This window comes from Pseudomonas sp. DSV-1 (assembly GCF_035830915.1).
Taxonomy (GTDB): domain Bacteria; phylum Pseudomonadota; class Gammaproteobacteria; order Pseudomonadales; family Pseudomonadaceae; genus Aquipseudomonas.
Window position 1 is genome coordinate 4,674,971 of sequence record NZ_JAYMYG010000001.1, and the last position, 17,555, is coordinate 4,692,525.

Genomic DNA, 17,555 nt, shown 5'->3' on the forward strand with positions numbered 1-17,555 from the left:
GCCTCAGAGGGCCGCGAAGTCGATGGTTTGAAACTGTTCGGCGCCAATCCCTGCAAAATTCAACAGATCAGGCAGTTGCTGGGCAAAACCTTGATAACTGTGGTCACCGCCCGCCTGAATACGTAATGTACACGCCGCGTAGTACTTTTCAGCGTAGCGGTAGTCCAGGGTTTCATCGCCAGTTTGCAACCACACCTGATACCGCTGCGGGTCTTGGGGGGCTGCCACTTCGAGTTCGGCCAGGGCCTGGACGTGATCGTGGGTCAATTCCCAGGTTTGGCCGCTGTAGTGGTTGGTCTGCGTGCCCAGATAACCGTCGAACATCCGATGCGGGCTGACGGCCGGGTTGACCAGTAAGGCCTTGAGGCCATGTTGTTCGGCCAGCCAGGTCGCATAGTAGCCGCCGAGCGAGCTGCCTACCAGCAATGGGCGGCCCAGCTGGCTGATTGCGGCCTGCAATTGGGCCATTGCCTCACGCGGATGGTGGTGCAAGGCAGGCACCCGCAGCTGCTCGGCAAGCCCCATGCGCTGCATCACCGAGATCAACTGTGTGGCCTTCTTGGACTCGGGGGCACTGTTGAACCCGTGGATATACAAGATGGAACCCGACATGCGATGACCCCCGAAGACACATTAAGCTGAACACAGCATCAAGAAAGACGCGCAGTTTAGCCTGACTCAGGGGCAATGACTCGCTTCAAGATATTTCAGTAATTGTTGGCGCTGTAATCCGGCTCGAACGAGAAATCAGCCAGGCGTGACACGCCGGTTTGCAGCGTGCCATCAGGCTGCAAGCGCAACCAGCGATAGCCCGGGGCCTCGTTGCTGACCTTGAAGTCCGGGCTGGCGACAGCAAACTGGATGCAGGTCGAGGGCGATGCCAGCAACCTGACACCGTTGCGTTGCTGATCGAACGGCTGGTGGACATGCCCCCAGAGCACCGCCCGTGCTTGTGGATAACGGTCCATGACCGACCAGAAATCCTTGGCATTGCGCAGACCAATCGGCTCCAGCCATTGGCAACCCACCGAGACCGGGTGGTGATGCAGGCACACCAGGTGATGGCGTTCGGGGGCTTCGCTCAAGGATTGCGCCAGCAGTTGCAACTGGTCGTCTTCCAGATAACCGGGGGTGGAATGGGGCACTGCCGAGTTGAGCAACGTAATGCGCCAATTGCCGATATCGACCACGGGCTCAAGCAGACGGCTTTGCACGGCCGCTTCGCGCATCTGCGCAATTTGGTCATGATTGCCGGGGATCCAGCGGGCAACGCCGCCCAGCGGTGACGTCATCCTGCGAAAGTGCTGATAGGCCTCGACGCTGCCGTCCTGGGTCAAGTCGCCCGTGGCCAGAATGCCGTCGATGTGCGGTTGTTCGGCGCGAGCCAGATCGATCACCTGCTGCAGGCTTTGCGCAGTCTTGAGGCCGAGCAGGGAACCGTCTGCGTCAGCAAACAAATGGCTGTCAGACAACTGCACCAGCAGCACCGCATCTTCGGTGGTCAGCGTGGATACATTCGGCAAGATGACTCTCCCGGGGGGTGTTGATTTCAAGGCTAGCGTACTTCTGCGTATTCATGCCCGCATGCCAGGCAATGGCTGAGCCACTCACCCAGAAACACATTGAGCTGGGCTTTTTCGTCGGGCTGGTGCATGGCGATGTTGGGGTACGGGTAGATGCTGCGAAAGCGCCGGGCGTGCTCGGCAGCAACGACTTCAGCCATGCGCGCATCGTGATAAACCTGAACCTGCAACTCGGGCACCGGCAACCAGGGCAAGCTATGTTCCTGACGGATGCGCAGGGTGCTGGTGTACGGGCAATCGAGGATCACCTCAAGCGTCAGCACGCCCAGCATCTGGTCCCCCTGAGTCACGGCAATCCGGCGCGGGCCGGGTTGCTCGCGCATTTCAGGCAACAAACGCATCAGGCGCGCATAGTTGGCCTCGCAGGCAGCCTGCAAACCGATCAGGTCGACTCGATAACGATCGCGAACCCCATTTACGACCATAACCCCCTCACTTCAGCGCGATTAAGCGCCAGCCATTGCAGGGCAATAATGCTCGCTGCATTGGAAATACGTCCATCACGTACAGCTTGCAGCGCATCTTCGTACGCCCATACCGTTACACGAATATCTTCTGCCTCTTCTTCCAGCCCATGCAAGCCCCCCACACCCAAGGTGCTGCAACGCCCCAGAAACAAGTGAACAAACTCGGTACTGCCCCCCGGCGAAGGGAAATAGCGGGTGATGGGCCACAGTGACGAGAACGTAAGACCGGCCTCTTCTTCGCCTTCACGGTGAGCGACTTCTTCGGGCACTTCAGCCTTGTCGATCAGCCCGGCCACCAGTTCGATCAACCAGGGCGTTTGGGTCTTGCCCAGGGCGCCGACCCGGAACTGCTCGATCAGCACCACTTCATCGCGCTGGGGGTCATACGGCAGCACACATACCGCGTCATGGCGCACGAACACTTCACGACTGATCTCACGGCTCATGCCACCGGCAAAGAGTTCGTGACGCAGGTGCACGCGGTCCAGTTTGTAAAAACCCTGATAACCGTTCTCGCGCTTTACGATCTCAACGGCACTTGGCGTGGCCTTGGTGATGTCAGTCATTGCAAACCCCTTACTGGCGAATTTCACCGGGGTGGCCCTCGGCATCGCGCATCCTAACGCGCCTGCACCTGCGGATGCAGCCTCTTTTATGAAGCGGGGATAGACGGATCGCCTGCAAAACAACTCTAATTGACTCTATCAAGCTTAGTGGCGAACCGATGCCCATGCTGGCAGTCGAACCACCATAATTTTCTCTTTCTTTCGACGATGAAGGACGACCATGTCGCTTTTAAAGTTTGCCTCCATGACTTGCATCGCCCTGACCCTGGGTGCTTGCCAAAGCGTGTTTCAACCTTCGGCACAAAAGCCGCTGGCGTTTACCAATGACGCCTCGGAGCAGGTCAAATCCGGCTGCACTGGCCCGGACTGCCCGCTGGTGAATATCGACACCCTGCACTTTGCCGATGCTCCCAACCTCGACGCGCTGATCGAAAACCGCCTGTTGAAGATGACCGTAAACTCGCCCGACGACAAACTGGCGCCATCGCTCAACGCGTACCGCGAGCATTTCCTGCGCACAGCCGACAGCCGCAACAGCACCTACTTGCAAGCCAAGGTACGCGAGGAGCATGACGGTCTGGTGATTGTCGAGTTGTCCAGCTACCTGGACACCGGCGGCGCTCATGGCATGCCGGGGCGCGGCTTTATCAACTACTCGCGCAAAGAGCAGAAAGAAGTGACCTTGCAGGACATGCTCTTGCCGGGCCAGGAGCAAGCCTTTTGGGGGGCCGCAAAAGTGGCCCACAACAACTGGTTGATCAACAGCCATTACAGCAGCGACCCGGAATACGTCAAAAACTGGCCGTTCCAGAAAACCCCGCACGTGGCATTACTCAAGGACAACGTGGTCCTCAAATACGACGTGTACAGCATTGCGCCGTACTCTGAAGGTCATATTGAACTGAAGATCCCGTACTCGCGCCTGAACGGGATTCTGAAACCCGAGTGGTTCCCGGGCCGCGGGTAATCACCCCATCTCCCGTGGGAGCGGGCTAGCCCGCTCCCACAAGGTCATGCAACCGCTTTTGAGCGCCCTGCCACCCACTGCAACAACCCCGCCAGCAGCAACGCCGGCAACGTCGCGCCCACATCAGGCATAAAGTTCGCCAGCAGGTGATAAGTCACCACTCCGCCCAGCCATGCCAGCAAGGTCGTCCAGCGCAGCAGGGTCGGTGCGACCCGGGCACTGCGCTTGCGCAATATAAAATGATCCACCAGGACCACCCCGAACAATGGGGCGAACACCGAGCCAATCAGCAGCAGGAAGTTCTGGTACTGCGCCAGCGGCGCAAAGCAGGCGATCAAGGTGCATACCACACCGATAGCCAAGGCCAGATGCTCGACTTTCAAACGCAGCAACATCCCGCCGGACACCGCCGCCGAGTGAATATCGGCAAATGCGTTTTCGGACTCGTCGAGCAAGATCAGCAGCAGTGGAATCCCCAGGCCTGCCCCCGCCAGCGCCAACAGCAGCACATTGACTTCACCGCTCGGCGCAAAGGCCAGGGTGTAGGCCACGCCCAGGCTCATCAGCCAGAAGTTGCCCATAAAGAAGCCCAGTGCCGTACCGCCAAACACACTGTTGGCGCGCTTGCCGAAGCGCGAATAATCCGCAATCAACGGCAACCACGACAGCGGCATGGCGATGGCAATGTCAAAACCCACGGCAAACGGCAGTGAGCCATCGCCCTTTTGTGCCCACAATGCGGGCAGGTCGGCCTTGGCGAACAAATTCCAGGTCAACCAGATGCAAGCCGCCAGCAGCAACCAGATGCCCCATTTGCGCAAGACCTTGCGCACAAAGGTCAAAGGCCCGCTGACCGCAAGCAGCGTGGCCAGGGCGCCGAAAAACAGCGTCCACATCAAGGGGTTGCTCAACCAGCTGCCTTCATTGAAGGCCCGTGCACCCAGCAGGCTGGCCGCATCGCGCATCACAATGATTTCGAACGAGCCCCAGCCGATCAGTTGCAACACGTTGAGCACGGCCGGGAGCATGGCGCCGCGGCTGCCGAGGCTGAGTTTCAGCGCGGCCATGGACGACAGCCCGGTGTCGCTGCCGATCACACCGACCGAGGCCAACAACGACACGCCGACCAGCGTGCCGAGAAAAATCGCCAGCAATGAACCCGAAAGGCCCAGTCCCGGCGCAAGCAACGCGCCGGTCTGCAACACCATCAGGCCTATGCCGAGGGAGAACCACAGGGAAAACAGATCTCGACCGCCGAATACGCGCCGGTCCTGAGGGACAGCAAGGTCGGGAGAGTAGGTACTGGGTGTGTTCAATGGGTTGAATCTCACAAATAGAGAGTTGCCTGAAAGCCCTGTGGGAGCGGGCTTGATCGCGATAGAGTCGACACGGTTACACTCAAAGACCGTGACGTCTGCATCGCGAGCAAGCCCGCTCCCACAAGGGAACTGCTCACATCACACTTTTTTGTACAGCTGGCTGCCTTCCTGCTTGAAGCGCTCGGCCTGTTCGGCAAGGCCCTTCGCAACATCCACATCGATGGCATCGATGCGCTGGTTGGCGGCGTAGATACGGACTTCCTGGGTGATTTTCATCGAGCAGAATTTCGGCCCGCACATGGAGCAGAAATGCGCGACCTTGGCCGAGTCCTTGGGCAAGGTTTCATCGTGGTACGAGCGGGCGGTGTCCGGGTCCAGGCCAAGGTTGAACTGGTCTTCCCAACGGAACTCGAAGCGTGCCTTGCTCAAGGCGTTGTCACGGATCTGCGCACCCGGATGGCCCTTGGCCAAGTCGGCAGCGTGGGCCGCAATCTTGTAGGTGATAATCCCGGTCTTCACGTCATCCTTGTTCGGCAACCCCAAGTGTTCCTTGGGGGTGACGTAGCACAGCATGGCGCAACCGAACCAGCCGATCATGGCCGCACCGATGCCCGAAGTGATGTGGTCGTAACCCGGTGCAATGTCGGTGGTCAGCGGGCCGAGGGTGTAGAACGGCGCTTCGTCGCAGCACTCCAGCTGCTTGTCCATGTTCTCCTTGATCAACTGCATCGGCACGTGACCGGGGCCTTCGATCATGCATTGCACGTCGTGCTTCCAGGCAATCTTGGTCAGCTCGCCCAGGGTTTCCAGCTCGCCGAACTGGGCCGCGTCGTTGGCGTCGGCAATCGAGCCCGGACGCAGGCCGTCGCCCAGCGAGAAGCTGACGTCGTAGGCCTTCATGATTTCGCAGATTTCGTCGAAATGGGTGTAGAGGAAGTTCTCTTGGTGGTGCGCCAGGCACCACTTGGCCATGATCGATCCGCCACGGGACACAATGCCCGTCACACGCTTGGCGGTCAGCGGCACGTAGCGCAGCAGCACGCCGGCGTGGATGGTGAAGTAGTCGACGCCTTGCTCGGCCTGTTCGATCAGGGTGTCGCGAAACAGCTCCCAGGTCAGGTCCTCGGCCACGCCGTTGACCTTCTCCAATGCCTGATAAATAGGCACGGTGCCGATCGGAACCGGCGAGTTGCGGATGATCCACTCGCGGGTTTCATGGATGTGCTTGCCGGTGGACAGGTCCATGACCGTGTCCGAACCCCAGCGAATGCCCCAGGTCAGTTTGGCCACTTCTTCTTCAATCGAAGAGCCCAGTGCACTGTTGCCGATGTTGCCGTTGATCTTCACCAGGAAGTTGCGGCCAATGATCATCGGCTCCAACTCAACGTGGTTGATGTTGGCCGGGATGATGGCGCGACCGCGGGCGATTTCTTCGCGCACGAATTCAGCGGTGATTTCTTTCGGGATGCTGGCGCCGAAGCTGTGGCCAGGGTGCTGCTGATCCAGCAGACCTGCCGCCCGGGCTTCCTGCAGCTTCATGTTTTCGCGGATGGCGACGTATTCCATCTCGGCGGTGATGATGCCCTGACGCGCATAGTGCATCTGGGTAACGTTGACACCGGCCTTGGCCCGACGCGGGTTTTTGACGTGGGCAAACCGCAGTTTGGTCAGCTCTGCATCCTCCAGGCGCATTTGCCCGAAGTTCGAACTCAAGCCCGGCAGGCGCTCGGTATCGTCACGGTCATCGATCCAGGCCGAACGCACATCGCCCAGGCCTTTGCGCACGTCAATTTGCACAGACGGGTCGGTATACGGACCCGAGGTGTCGTAGATCAATACCGGGGCGTTCACTTCGCCGCCAAAATCGGTGGGGGTGATATCCAGGCTGACTTCACGCATCGGCACCAGAATGTCCGGGCGCGAACCCTGTACGTAGACTTTTTGCGAGCGGGTAAACGGCTTGACCGACTGCTCATCGACCTTGGCCGAATCACTGAGGTTGATCGCGTTTTTTGGTTTTGTACTCATCACGGCTCTCCAGACTGCATCCAGGCGGATTGTCGGAGGGAGAACCTGAAAAATGTACGGATGCACCCAAGGACTGGGTGCTGAGTGGCGGCCTCGAACAACTGATCATTTTTTGACCAATTGATCCCGGACAGCACTCAAGAGGACTCGCCGGGAGACGAGAAATCTTGTTCCCTACGCAGGCGTTAACCTGATCAGGTTCAACGGGATCCGAAATTATTCGATCTCAGCCTCATAGCAAGGCACCCCGACAAGAACCCGGCCAGTCTAGACAAGAGTGAGGCAGAACGCCAATCCCACAATTAATGCAGTGATGAAAGGCGTAACAATGGCATTGTTGCAAGGTGCCACCACTACTACACTCGCTACGGCTTGAAACCGCGAATCGGGCTCGGGCACTTATTTTTCGCAACCTTGAACTAGGGATCGCTCATGCTGCGCAAACTATCACTGGCTATAGCCGTGTCTTGGGCGACCAGCGCAATGGCTCTGGATACAACCGCCCCATTGTCCAGTCAAAACGGGTTGGTCAGCGTTTACCACGAAGCGGTAGACAACAACGCGGACCTGGCTGCAGCCCGCGCCAATTACGCGGCTCAAAAGGAAGTGGTGCCCCAGGCCCGCGCCGGTTTGCTGCCCAACCTGTCCGGCGGCGCCGAGTCGAGTAATGTGCGCACCGCCATCGACCAGCCTTCGCTGACGACCACCCGCAGCGCCGTGGTGTACCAGGCCACGCTGGCACAACCGATTTTCCGGATTGATCGCTGGTTCCAGTTGAAAGCCGCCGAATCGATCAACGAGCAGGCCGCGCTGCAACTCTCGGCCACCGAGCAGAATTTGATCCTGCAGAGCGCCAACGCCTATTTCTCGGTGCTACGCGCCCAGGACACGCTGGCCGCGACCAAGGCCGAAGAAGCCGCCTTCAAGCGCCAACTGGACCAGTCCCGGGAGCGCTTTGACGTGGGCCTGTCGGACAAGACCGACGTGCTGCAATCCCAGGCCAGTTACGACACGGCACGGGCCAACCGGATGCTGGCTCAGCGTCAGGTAGAAGACGCCTTTGAATCCCTGGTCACCCTGACCAACCGCCAGTACAACGCGATTGAAGGCATGCGCCACACCTTGCCGATCCTGCCGCCGATGCCCAATGACGCCAAGTCCTGGGTCGACACGGCCGCACAGCAGAACCTCAACCTGCTGGCCAGCAATTACGCGGTCGATGCCGCCGAAGAAACCCTCAAGCAGCGCAAGGCTGGCCACGCGCCAACCCTCGATGCCGTCGCGCAGTACAAGACCGGGGACAACGACGCCTTTGGCTTGAGCAACCCCAATGCCCTCAACCAGCGTTATGGCGGCGACGTGTCGCAACGCAGCATTGGCGTGCAGTTGAACATCCCCATCTACAGCGGCGGCCTGACCAGCTCGCAAGTGCGTGAGTCGTACTCGCGCCTGGACCAGACCGAACAGCAGCGCGAAGCCTTGCGTCGCCAGGTGGTCGAAAATACCCGCAACCTGCACCGGGCGGTGAACACCGACGTTGAGCAGGTACAGGCGCGCAAACAGTCGATCATCTCCAACCAGAGTGCACTGGAAGCCACGGAAATCGGCTACCAGGTGGGCACGCGCAACATCGTCGACGTGCTTGACGCCCAGCGCCAGCTCTACAACTCGGTGCGTGACTACAACAACAGCCGTTATGACTACATCCTCGACAACCTGCGCCTCAAGCAGGCAGCGGGAACCTTGAACCCTGGCGACCTGGACGCACTGTCGCGCTACCTCAAGGCCGACTACAACCCGGACAAGGACTTCCTGCCGCCCGACCTGGCCAAAGCAGCCGAAGCCAACTTGCGCTCACCGGGCAATTGAGCCAGCCCCTCCCGCAGGGGGGGGATTCACAGAACTATCCAGCTACCACCCCTCCTTGTGAGCACCAGAAGTTAATACGGCACCGGTCGTGTGACCTTCTGGCACTCTCAAGGAACCCCCTTATGACAACGCCCCACCTCGCCCCTGCACAAAACGCCGTTCGGGAACAATTCGCCAACCCGCCCTCACTTGAATCTGTCACCCGGCAAATGCTCGCGGCGGCCATTGCCCAAGAGTACCCCACCCTCAAAATTGATCTGGCCCGCACCCGTCTGGCCGTCCCCCGGCCTCAAGGGGGCTGGGACTTGCAGCCATTCATGCCCAAGGTGCTGGATTACCTGGGCACAGGCGCCGAACTGGATCTAAGCCCGATCAACACGCAACCCTACTACCTGACCGATGACGCTCCCGACTGGCTCAAGCCCGAAGAGGGCGAGCTGGATATGCGCGTCATCGAGCGCCTGGTCAAAGAGCTGACCTGGCGCCTGCCCATTGGCCTGCAAAATGCTTTGAGCAACTTTTGGTCAGAGCCGGCGGATACCGGCGTCAGCCGTTGGCAATGGCTCAGCGATGTGCTGAAAGACACCCTGCGCATCGGCGCCCTCCAGCAATCCGACCTGCCTCAGACAGCCCGTGAGGCCATCAACCAAGTGATCAACGCCCCCGAACTTGAAGAGCGTGTCCGTCAACACGCACAAAACGCTGTTCACGCTTACTGGCTCAAAGCCACGCTCGTGAATGCAGGCGTGACCCGCTCCGGGATGAGTTCACGAATCGTCCTGGTGACTCCGGAGCACATACTCGTGTGCAATGCCAACGGCAAGACCCTGACCTATCGAAATCAGGATTCATTGGGCCGGGGCTGGGCCCGAAAGATCAGCCGGTCCTTCAGCGTTGACGAAGTCCGTCTTGAACAATATGAGCTCGACGGCAATGTATTCGACGCCGCCAGCGCTGCCCTCCTTAACCGGCAGCTGGAGAGTATTGGCTTGCTTGAACTGCCTTCCAGCGTCGGTTGGCAGGCGCTGGACACGGTATACAGGCATATCACCGAGCCCTCCCGCTATTTTGTCGCCGCCCCTCAAGCCAATCTGCACACCCTTGAAACCCTCAAGCAACACTTGCCCGACTGGCTGAAAAACGCGAGTGCTGCCGATCAGGCACGCTTGCGCCAGTACAGCCTGGCCTTGGCCGCGGCGAAAAAAAACAGCCAGGGCCGGACCTACCTGTCCGACATCAGTACGCTGCGTGCGTACGCCGCCGATGTGCTGCATCAACAAATGCGGACCGATCAACTGCAATTTGAGCTGGACACGCCCGTACACGCGATCAGCGAGCTGTTGAACCCCGACGAAATCGAGCTGACCTTTCTGACAGTCGCCGGGGCTTATGGCACCTTGGGTGTCGTGGAGCCCGTGACCATGAGCCTGACCGACCTGGCCCTGAAAAACCTGATCGGTCGTCCCAAAGGCACGCTGAGCGTGCGCCACCATCTGGGTCTGGACCTTCCCCAGTGGCTGACGCCCGATTACATCACACGACGCGGCGGCCTGATTGAACAGGTCAACATCGGCAAAGCCTACCCCGAGCGCCTTGAAAGCTTGCTGCTGAGCAACACACCCGACGCCCAGGCGCGCGAAAAACTGTTCGCCGAGCACCTGCGCGCGCAACTGCCACTCCAAGCCCTGGAACTGTGCCTCAAGCAAGAAGGCTCCATGACCACCCTGGGCGCCAGTTATGTCGCGGCGGTGGTGCAAAACCGCGCCGCCGATCGCGTGGTCGAGGGCGTGCCAGTGGTGATCCGTCACCTGGCGCTGGTGCGACAGCCCGAAGCGGTGCCGGACATCGTCAATAACATGTTCATCATTGAACCCGCCAACGTTGAACATGGCCCGCATGTGCTGTATCGCCCGCTCTACGCCCCTTCCTTGCTGGAATTCAGCACCCGTGACGCCTTGCTGGACGCTATCGCCGAGTCCGGGGAACTGCAAAACAGCGTCATCACCTGGTTAAGTGACAGGGCCCGCCCGATCTACGACCACGGAGGTTTCAAGGAACCCCACTTTGTACGTTTTGGCCTGGGTAGCGAATACGACCCCATTGAAGTGCCCAAGCCCGCGCTGCTCGCCGTTGACGGCATCAGCAACGAGTTGCTGCAATACCTGCACAACGGCCAATTGATGCAGTTCCTGTACGGCTGCAATGCCAGAGCTCTGGTGGAACAGGCCAACGCAGAATCGGTGACCAACAGTGAAAGCCGCTGGGCCGTGCTGCTGGAGGGTGGCGGTCTGATTTTCAACAGCCTGCTGATGCTGCCGGCGGTGCCGGCGCCCCTGATGGTGACGGGCGGGTTGCTGGGCCTGATGGGCCTGGCCAGCCAGACTATCCCTGCACTCGCAAGTAATGACCCGACCGTTCGGGAGCAGGCCGCCGCCGACATACTGCTCAACGTCGGGCTGTTGCTGCTTCACGAGGCTCCCGGTTCCCGCAGCGTACTCACGGCACTGCCCACCGGGCTGCGGACGCAAGCCATGCGCCCGTTTACAACCCTGCGCGTGCCGCAGGTCTGGCCCGAGCCAGCGCCGCCTCGCGTTATCTCCGGCAGCGTGGCGCTGCCCGGCCAATTGCCCAACGCAGAAAGCACCGTGCTGGATTTAAGCTTCGCCAATGCTCGCAATCAGCTGACACCCAGCCAGCGCGAACGACTGGCCAGCTTCAAGGTGACGCGTCCCGCTGCGCTGCCGACCGCACAACCCGACGGCCCCCGCAAGGGACTGTATTACATCGACCGGACCTGGCATGCCTTGATCGACCAGAACCTGTACGCCGTCGATATCGACCCCGAAGGCACGGCGGTCATCGTGTCCATCACCGATCCCCGCCACCCGGGCCCCAGCCTGCAATCAGACCGTCATGGCAACTGGTCGCTTGATCTGCGATTACGCTTGCAGGGCGGTATGCCGCCCAAGCGCATCGCCGCCTTTCAACAACACAGGGCGCTGCGGATAACCCAGCTGGGCAATGATCTGAAAGATTTTTTCCCACGGGAAATACCTCTTCAAAGAGCCGTTGAAATCACTCACAAGGCCCTGAAAAACGCTAACGCCGACCCCCGTTTCACCGAGCAACAACTGGCCGGCCTGCGTGACAAACTGAGTACAGCCCTGCACGCCGAATTGAGCGCTTACCAGGCATTGCTGGCCAGCAATCAGGAACGCACTGAGCTCAAGATCCCCTTTCACGAAAGCATCGTGGTGTCCTTGCTCGAAAAGTCCTTCGACAACCGCAGTTTTTCCATGGCCATTTCGGCAGGCGAGCAGAGCGCACTGATGCAAAAGTGGGCGCAGTTCACCACCCCGGGGCCCGGCCAGGAAGCGGCGGCAGAAACCGATAGGGCAGGCTTCGCCCAGTTCATGCATGAGCAGGTGGCACTCAACCAGGCCACCATCGAACGCATCGAGCAAAGAAACCACTACCTGGAAGAATTGTTCAACCTCAGCGAAGCCGGGGCCACCGTTGCCGGCAATCTGGCCCTGGAGATTCCCGCCGACGCGCACACCAGTCTGAGTCTCAAAAGCTTTCAGCTGGACTGCCTGAAACTGTCCAGTTCCATGCCCTTGGCAGGCAGCATGGTAGAGGGCACTCTGGACATCACGATTGATCCGCTTAAAGAGCATGTAAACACCCATAACCAGCTCAACCTCCTGGAGTTCGACACCAGCAAGCGCCTCGAAATTCTGGGCAGTCTGGTGGAGTGCTACGGGCAGGCGCTGGATGCCTTGCAAGGAATTGGCATCGTTTACAGTGATGAACTAAACCTCGAATACTTCAACCAGCTATCTGCCCTGGTCACCGATCTTTACCAGGACGCCACCCGCCAACTGGCGGCCGAAATCAGGCCGCCGGCGCAACCGCCAGCCAAGAAGCCACGCAAACGCACACCTTCGACTGCGGGCGTGCGACCCAGAAAAATGATCAGTGTGCGAGGCAAAGGCAAGTTGATTGGCGAGCTAAGACCCGCCGACAGCGAATGGCACAAGGAGGTCATTGAAGTCCGTTCCGACTACGACAAACACCTGCTCTCGACCTACTTGCAGCATGGCGACGAATGGGTCGAGATCAAGGCCGATCACCCCGCACCAGCACCGCACACCCGGCCTCTCAACGTCATCAAGGGCGATGCGCGCAAGCTGTTCAGCCAGTTCGAAGGTCATCTGCGCAAGGCCGGGCACTACAAGGCCCTGTCCCGCCACCCGCAGGAGGTCGAAGAACTGCTGACCTACGAGGCCCAAAAACTCGACAAACTGGCCACCGAAATGCACGTCGCCTTGCAAGCTCAGCCTGACGACGCTCGCCTGCAGGACGATCAAACCCTGGTCAACAGGATGCGCAATGCGGCGCAGCAGATGGTGAGTGAAGGCAAGGCCATGCGCATTCAGTTGAGCCTGGAACTGCCACCGACCCACGGCAACCTGCAGTACCTGATTGATCAGGAACTGGTCCAGATTGCCGGTCTTGGCAGGCGCATCCAGTTAACGGGCGAGCGCCGGGACTTTATCCAGGAATATGCAATCAACGACCGTAAGGGTGAGGCGCTGTGGTATGCCCACTTTCACTATGCCGAGGCCGACACCCCGAAGCAGGACTACACCGTGGCTCATTTGAAGACCAAGGCACAACGCACGCTCAGCTATTGGTCGCAGCTGGCCAATGCAAAAAGCGGACAAGCCATTGTCAACGTCCACCGTGGCCAGATCGGCCGGGCACTGGCAGAACGCTGGTTTCTGCCAGTGGGCCAATAGGCTTAGCGCGCCATCAAGCGCGCCAGGCCGTCGAGCAATCGCTGCAAGGCGCCCTGATTGAGCTGCATGACTTTGAGGCCTGCCTCAGCCATGCGCTGTGCGTCTTGCGGCAACTCAAACAGGCGCTGCACGGCGAGGGCCAGACCTTGCGCATCCTCGACCTCTTCCAGGGCTGCCGCTTCGCGCAGCTTGGCGGCAATTTCGAGGAAGTTGAACAGGTGCGGCCCGCTCAGCACGGGCTTGGCCAGCGCCGCCGGTTCCAGCAGGTTATGCCCGCCGTTGGGCACCAGGCTGCCACCGACAAAGGCGCTGTCTGCCAGGGCATACAAAAACAGCAATTCACCCATGGTGTCGCCCAGCAGCACCTGGGTTTGAGCCGCAACCGGCTCACCGCTTGAGCGGCGCACGGTGGCAAACCCTTCGCGCTGGCACAATTGGAATACCGAATTGAAACGTTCAGGATGACGCGGCACCAATATCAGCAGCCCATTCGGGTAACTGGCGAGCAATTGACGATGGGCCGACAACACGATCTCGTCTTCGCCCTCGTGGGTGCTGGCAGCAATCCACACCGGACGCTCTTGCGCCTGCCATTGCTCACGCAACGCTCGGGCTTTGATCAGTAGTTGAGGATCAATGCTCAGGTCGAATTTGATCGAGCCGGTGACCTCAACGCATTCAGGGCGCGCGCCCAGGAGCCGAAAACGCTCAGCCTCCGCCTCGGTCTGCACGGCGATCAGGCTCATTTCTTCGAGCATGGGCCGGGTCAGGCCCGCAAACCGCGCATAGCCTTTGGCCGAACGCGCAGACAACCGGGCATTGGCCAGCGCCACCGGGATTCCGCGCTTGGCGCACTGGTGGATATGGTTGGGCCACAACTCGGTTTCCATGATCACGCCAAGCCTGGGCTTGACCCGATCCAGAAAGCGCGCTGCCGCCCACGGCAAATCGTAGGGCAGGTAGCAATGCTGAATACGCGGCTCGTTTGCGAACAGCGCCTGGATCCGCTCGGACCCGGTCGGCGTCATGCAGGTCACGGTGATCGGCAACTGTGGATAACGCTTGAGCAGCTCGCGAATCATGGGCGCGGCGGCAATGCTCTCGCCTACAGATACCGCATGTACCCATATCCCGCCCGGCTGCATGACCGGCAGGTTCAGGGCAAAACGTTCGCCAATGCGCCGGGCATAGGCTGGCGCCTTGCGCGCCCGCAGCCACAAACGAATCGCCACCAGCGGCAGCCCCAGATGAAACAGCAAGGTGTAGAGAGTTCTATTCATGGGCACGGAGTTTACTTGAAAAAGTATTCACGATGATGGCACCGAATAGCCCCTGCCCTGTCGCAACCAGAACGCACTACACACTTTCACAACTACTAGAATGGCTAGCTGTTAAATTGCCCCGCACCACACTCAGGACTCCACCATGAACGCCTACTACTATCTGGCCATCGCCATTTGCGCCGAAGTGATTGCAACCGTCTCCATGAAAGCGATCAAGGGCTTCAGCACGCCATTGCCTCTGGTTCTGGTGATTGCCGGCTACGCCACTGCGTTCTGGATGTTGACCCTGGTGGTTCGCACCATCCCGGTAGGCGTGGCTTACGCCGTGTGGGCAGGCATGGGCATCGTGATGGTGAGCATCGCGGCACTGTTTATCTACGGTCAAAAGCTCGATGTGCCTGCCATGCTCGGCATGGGCCTGATTGTGTTGGGGGTGGTGGTGATCCAGTTGTTCTCGAAAACTGCGGGGCACTGAAACAGCCCACCCTGTAGTCGCTGACGAGGAACGAAGGCTGCGAGCTCTTCCAGATCAAGAGCTCGCAGCCTTCGTTCCTCGTCAGCGACTACCCAGGCAAGTTGCGTCTGCCATAGAGTATTTACAGGTCAAGGCAGGTTGAAGATCAGACTGTATACTTGCGGTCTTTGTCTTTAAACGCTGAGGTCGCTCATGCCATCTGTTATTTCCACCGACGTGCTGATTGTCGGCGCTGGTGTTGCCGGCCTCTGGCTCAATGCCCGCCTGCGACGTCAGGGGTTTTCCACGATTGTGGTCGAACGTGAAAGCCTGGGCGGCGGTCAGAGCGTGAAATCTCAGGGCATCATTCATGGCGGCGCCAAGTACGCGCTGCACGGCGCCCTGACCGGCGCCTCTGAAGCCATCGCCGATATGCCCCGGCGCTGGCGTGAAGCCCTGGCCGGTGATGGCGAACTGGATCTGAGCGGCGTGCGCCTGCTCTCCGAAGCCCATTACCTGTGGTCACCCGGCACGCTGGCGGGCAACCTCACCAGCTTCTTTGCCAGCAAGGCCGTACGGGGCCGGGTCGATCAAGTCAAAGGCGACCAATTGCCCCCCGCCCTGCAAGACCCGCGCTTCAAGGGCAAGGTCTATCGTCTGGCGGAGCTGGTGGTCGATGTTCCCAGCCTGATTGAGCGTCTGGCCGAGTTGGCGGGCGACGGCCTGCTGGCCGGCCAGACCATTGAACCCCTGTTTGAAAACAACGAGCTGATCGGCCTGCGGGTCGACGGACGCGACATTCATGCCCAGCGCATTGTATTGAGCGCAGGTGCAGGCAATGCCGAGCTACTGGCCAGTGCCGGTATCAGTGTTCCAGCCCAGCAACTGCGTCCGTTGCACATGGTGCTGGTCAAGGGTCCTAGCCTCAAACCGCTCTACGCCCATTGCCTGGGCGGCGGCCCCAAGCCGCGCATTACCGTCACCACCCACCCGGCCGCTGATGGTGAATGGGTATGGTACCTGGGCGGAGACATCGCCGAAGCCGATGGTGTTGCCCGCGAACCTGCCGAGCAAATCGCCGTTGCCAAAAAAGAGCTGGGCAATTTGCTGCCGTGGGTCGATCTGAGCCAGGCGCAATGGGCCACGTTGCGGGTCAACCGCGCCGAGCCTGCGCAGTCGGGCCTGGTGCGCCCGGACAACGCCTACCTGGCGGATCAAGGCCGCCTGCTGGTGGGTTGGCCTACCAAGCTGGCACTGGCACCTGACTTCTCGGATCGCGTGATCCAGGCACTGGAAAACGACGGTATCAAGCCGGGCAATGCCCCGGCCCTGCCTGCGCTACCGCGCCCGCCTCTGGGCAAGACCGCCTGGGAGCAACTGTTGCCATGAGCCAGCCAACCCTGCACGAACTTCATCGACCGCTGGGCCGTACCGGCCTGCTGGTCTCGCCACTGGGCCTTGGCACCGTGAAGCTGGGCCGCGACCAGGGGGTCAAGTACCCCAGCGGTTTTCAGATACCGGGGGATGACGAAGCGCGAATGCTGCTCAAGCTCAGCCGTGACCTGGGCATCAACCTGATCGACACCGCGCCCGCCTACGGCCGCAGTGAAGAACGCCTGGGCCCGCTTTTGCGCGGCCAGCGCCAGGACTGGGTGATTGTCAGCAAAGTGGGCGAAGAGTTCGTCAACGGCCAGTCGAGCCATGATTTCAGTGCAGCTCATACTCGGCGCTCGGTGGAGCGCAGCCTGCAACGTTTGGAAACGGATTTCATCGATCTGGTCCTGGTGCACTCTGACGGCAATGACCTTGCGATTCTCAATGAGTGCGAGGTCTACGAGACCCTTGCCGAACTGAAACGCGAAGGCAAGATTCGCGGCTTCGGCCTGTCGGGCAAAACCGTTGAAGGCGGGCTCAAGGCCCTGGAAACAGGCGATTGCGCGATGGTCACCTATAACCTCAATGAGCAGGCCGAGCTGCCTGTTATCGAATTCGCCGCGGCCCACGGCAAAGCCATTCTGGTTAAAAAAGCATTGGCCAGCGGGCATGTTTGCTTGAGCCCGGGGGTTGATCCGGTACGCGCCAGCTTCGAACTGGTATTTGGCCATCACGGAGTTGCCAGTGCTATTGTCGGCACCATCAATCCGCTGCACCTGGCCCATAACGTGGCGACGGTTGCGCAGGTACTGCGTAAAACCTGAAGCTGGCGATGTGGCCGAC

The 17,555-nt window shown here is 60.0% G+C and carries 13 protein-coding genes and 1 riboswitch; of the genes, 6 read left to right on the forward strand and 7 right to left on the reverse strand.

Annotation, left to right across the window (positions count from 1 at the left end; translation table 11 throughout):
* Positions 1 to 3 precede the first annotated feature (3 nt).
* The 4 genes from VSQ83_RS21765 to VSQ83_RS21780 form a co-directional block, all read right to left on the reverse strand.
* A complete protein-coding gene (locus VSQ83_RS21765; protein WP_133076661.1) occupies positions 4 to 612 on the reverse strand; it encodes a YqiA/YcfP family alpha/beta fold hydrolase in 609 nt (202 codons plus the stop codon).
* A gap of 95 nt (positions 613 to 707) precedes the next feature.
* A complete protein-coding gene (gene cpdA / locus VSQ83_RS21770) occupies positions 708 to 1,523 on the reverse strand; it encodes a 3',5'-cyclic-AMP phosphodiesterase (RefSeq protein ID WP_133076662.1) in 816 nt (271 codons plus the stop codon).
* 32 nt (positions 1,524 to 1,555) lie between these two features.
* Entirely contained in the window at positions 1,556 to 2,008 is a 453-nt protein-coding gene (locus VSQ83_RS21775) for a DUF1249 domain-containing protein (RefSeq protein WP_133076663.1), read from the reverse strand.
* A complete protein-coding gene (locus tag VSQ83_RS21780; protein WP_326427502.1) occupies positions 1,999 to 2,616 on the reverse strand; it encodes an NUDIX domain-containing protein in 618 nt (205 codons plus the stop codon). The genes VSQ83_RS21775 and VSQ83_RS21780 overlap by 10 nt, the downstream gene beginning before the upstream one ends.
* A gap of 220 nt (positions 2,617 to 2,836) precedes the next feature.
* Here VSQ83_RS21780 and VSQ83_RS21785 point away from each other — a divergent pair, with 220 nt between their 5' ends.
* Positions 2,837 to 3,583, forward strand: coding sequence for an RsiV family protein (locus VSQ83_RS21785; protein ID WP_219262142.1), 747 nt, complete (start codon positions 2,837 to 2,839; stop codon positions 3,581 to 3,583).
* A 44-nt stretch (positions 3,584 to 3,627) separates the two neighbouring features.
* Here the strand turns inward: VSQ83_RS21785 and cytX are convergent, their stop codons facing one another.
* Both cytX and thiC read right to left on the reverse strand, forming a co-directional pair.
* Entirely contained in the window at positions 3,628 to 4,899 is a 1,272-nt protein-coding gene (gene cytX, locus VSQ83_RS21790; RefSeq protein ID WP_326427503.1) for a putative hydroxymethylpyrimidine transporter CytX, read from the reverse strand.
* Between the two features lie 141 nt (positions 4,900 to 5,040).
* On the reverse strand, positions 5,041 to 6,930 hold the full coding sequence (gene thiC, locus VSQ83_RS21795) for a phosphomethylpyrimidine synthase ThiC (RefSeq protein ID WP_219262143.1): 1,890 nt from the start codon (positions 6,928 to 6,930) through the stop codon (positions 5,041 to 5,043).
* A gap of 154 nt (positions 6,931 to 7,084) precedes the next feature.
* A riboswitch (TPP riboswitch) is annotated at positions 7,085 to 7,190 on the reverse strand.
* Between the two features lie 172 nt (positions 7,191 to 7,362).
* Here thiC and VSQ83_RS21800 point away from each other — a divergent pair.
* Both VSQ83_RS21800 and VSQ83_RS21805 read left to right on the forward strand, forming a co-directional pair.
* Positions 7,363 to 8,799, forward strand: a complete 1,437-nt coding sequence (locus VSQ83_RS21800; protein ID WP_133076668.1) for a TolC family outer membrane protein — start codon at positions 7,363 to 7,365, stop codon at positions 8,797 to 8,799.
* 122 nt (positions 8,800 to 8,921) lie between these two features.
* Positions 8,922 to 13,601: a dermonecrotic toxin domain-containing protein gene (locus tag VSQ83_RS21805; RefSeq protein WP_326427504.1), complete on the forward strand. Its 4,680-nt coding sequence runs from the start codon at positions 8,922 to 8,924 to the stop codon at positions 13,599 to 13,601.
* Positions 13,602 to 13,603: 2 nt separating this feature from the next.
* Here VSQ83_RS21805 and waaA read toward each other — a convergent pair whose 3' ends face one another.
* A complete protein-coding gene (gene waaA, locus VSQ83_RS21810) occupies positions 13,604 to 14,881 on the reverse strand; it encodes a lipid IV(A) 3-deoxy-D-manno-octulosonic acid transferase (protein WP_326427505.1) in 1,278 nt (425 codons plus the stop codon).
* Positions 14,882 to 15,026: 145 nt separating this feature from the next.
* Here waaA and VSQ83_RS21815 point away from each other — a divergent pair, with 145 nt between their 5' ends.
* The 3 genes from VSQ83_RS21815 to VSQ83_RS21825 all read left to right on the forward strand — a co-directional run bounded on the left by VSQ83_RS21815 (position 15,027) and on the right by VSQ83_RS21825 (position 17,536).
* The gene (locus VSQ83_RS21815) at positions 15,027 to 15,359 is read left to right on the forward strand and encodes a DMT family transporter (protein ID WP_016783272.1); all 333 of its coding nucleotides are present in this window, start codon (positions 15,027 to 15,029) and stop codon (positions 15,357 to 15,359) included.
* Positions 15,360 to 15,551: 192 nt separating this feature from the next.
* Positions 15,552 to 16,727, forward strand: coding sequence for an NAD(P)/FAD-dependent oxidoreductase (locus VSQ83_RS21820; protein WP_133076671.1), 1,176 nt, complete (start codon positions 15,552 to 15,554; stop codon positions 16,725 to 16,727).
* Complete coding sequence (locus VSQ83_RS21825; RefSeq protein ID WP_219262146.1) at positions 16,724 to 17,536, forward strand: aldo/keto reductase; 813 nt, start codon at positions 16,724 to 16,726, stop codon at positions 17,534 to 17,536. The genes VSQ83_RS21820 and VSQ83_RS21825 overlap by 4 nt, the downstream gene beginning before the upstream one ends.
* Positions 17,537 to 17,555 lie beyond the last annotated feature (19 nt).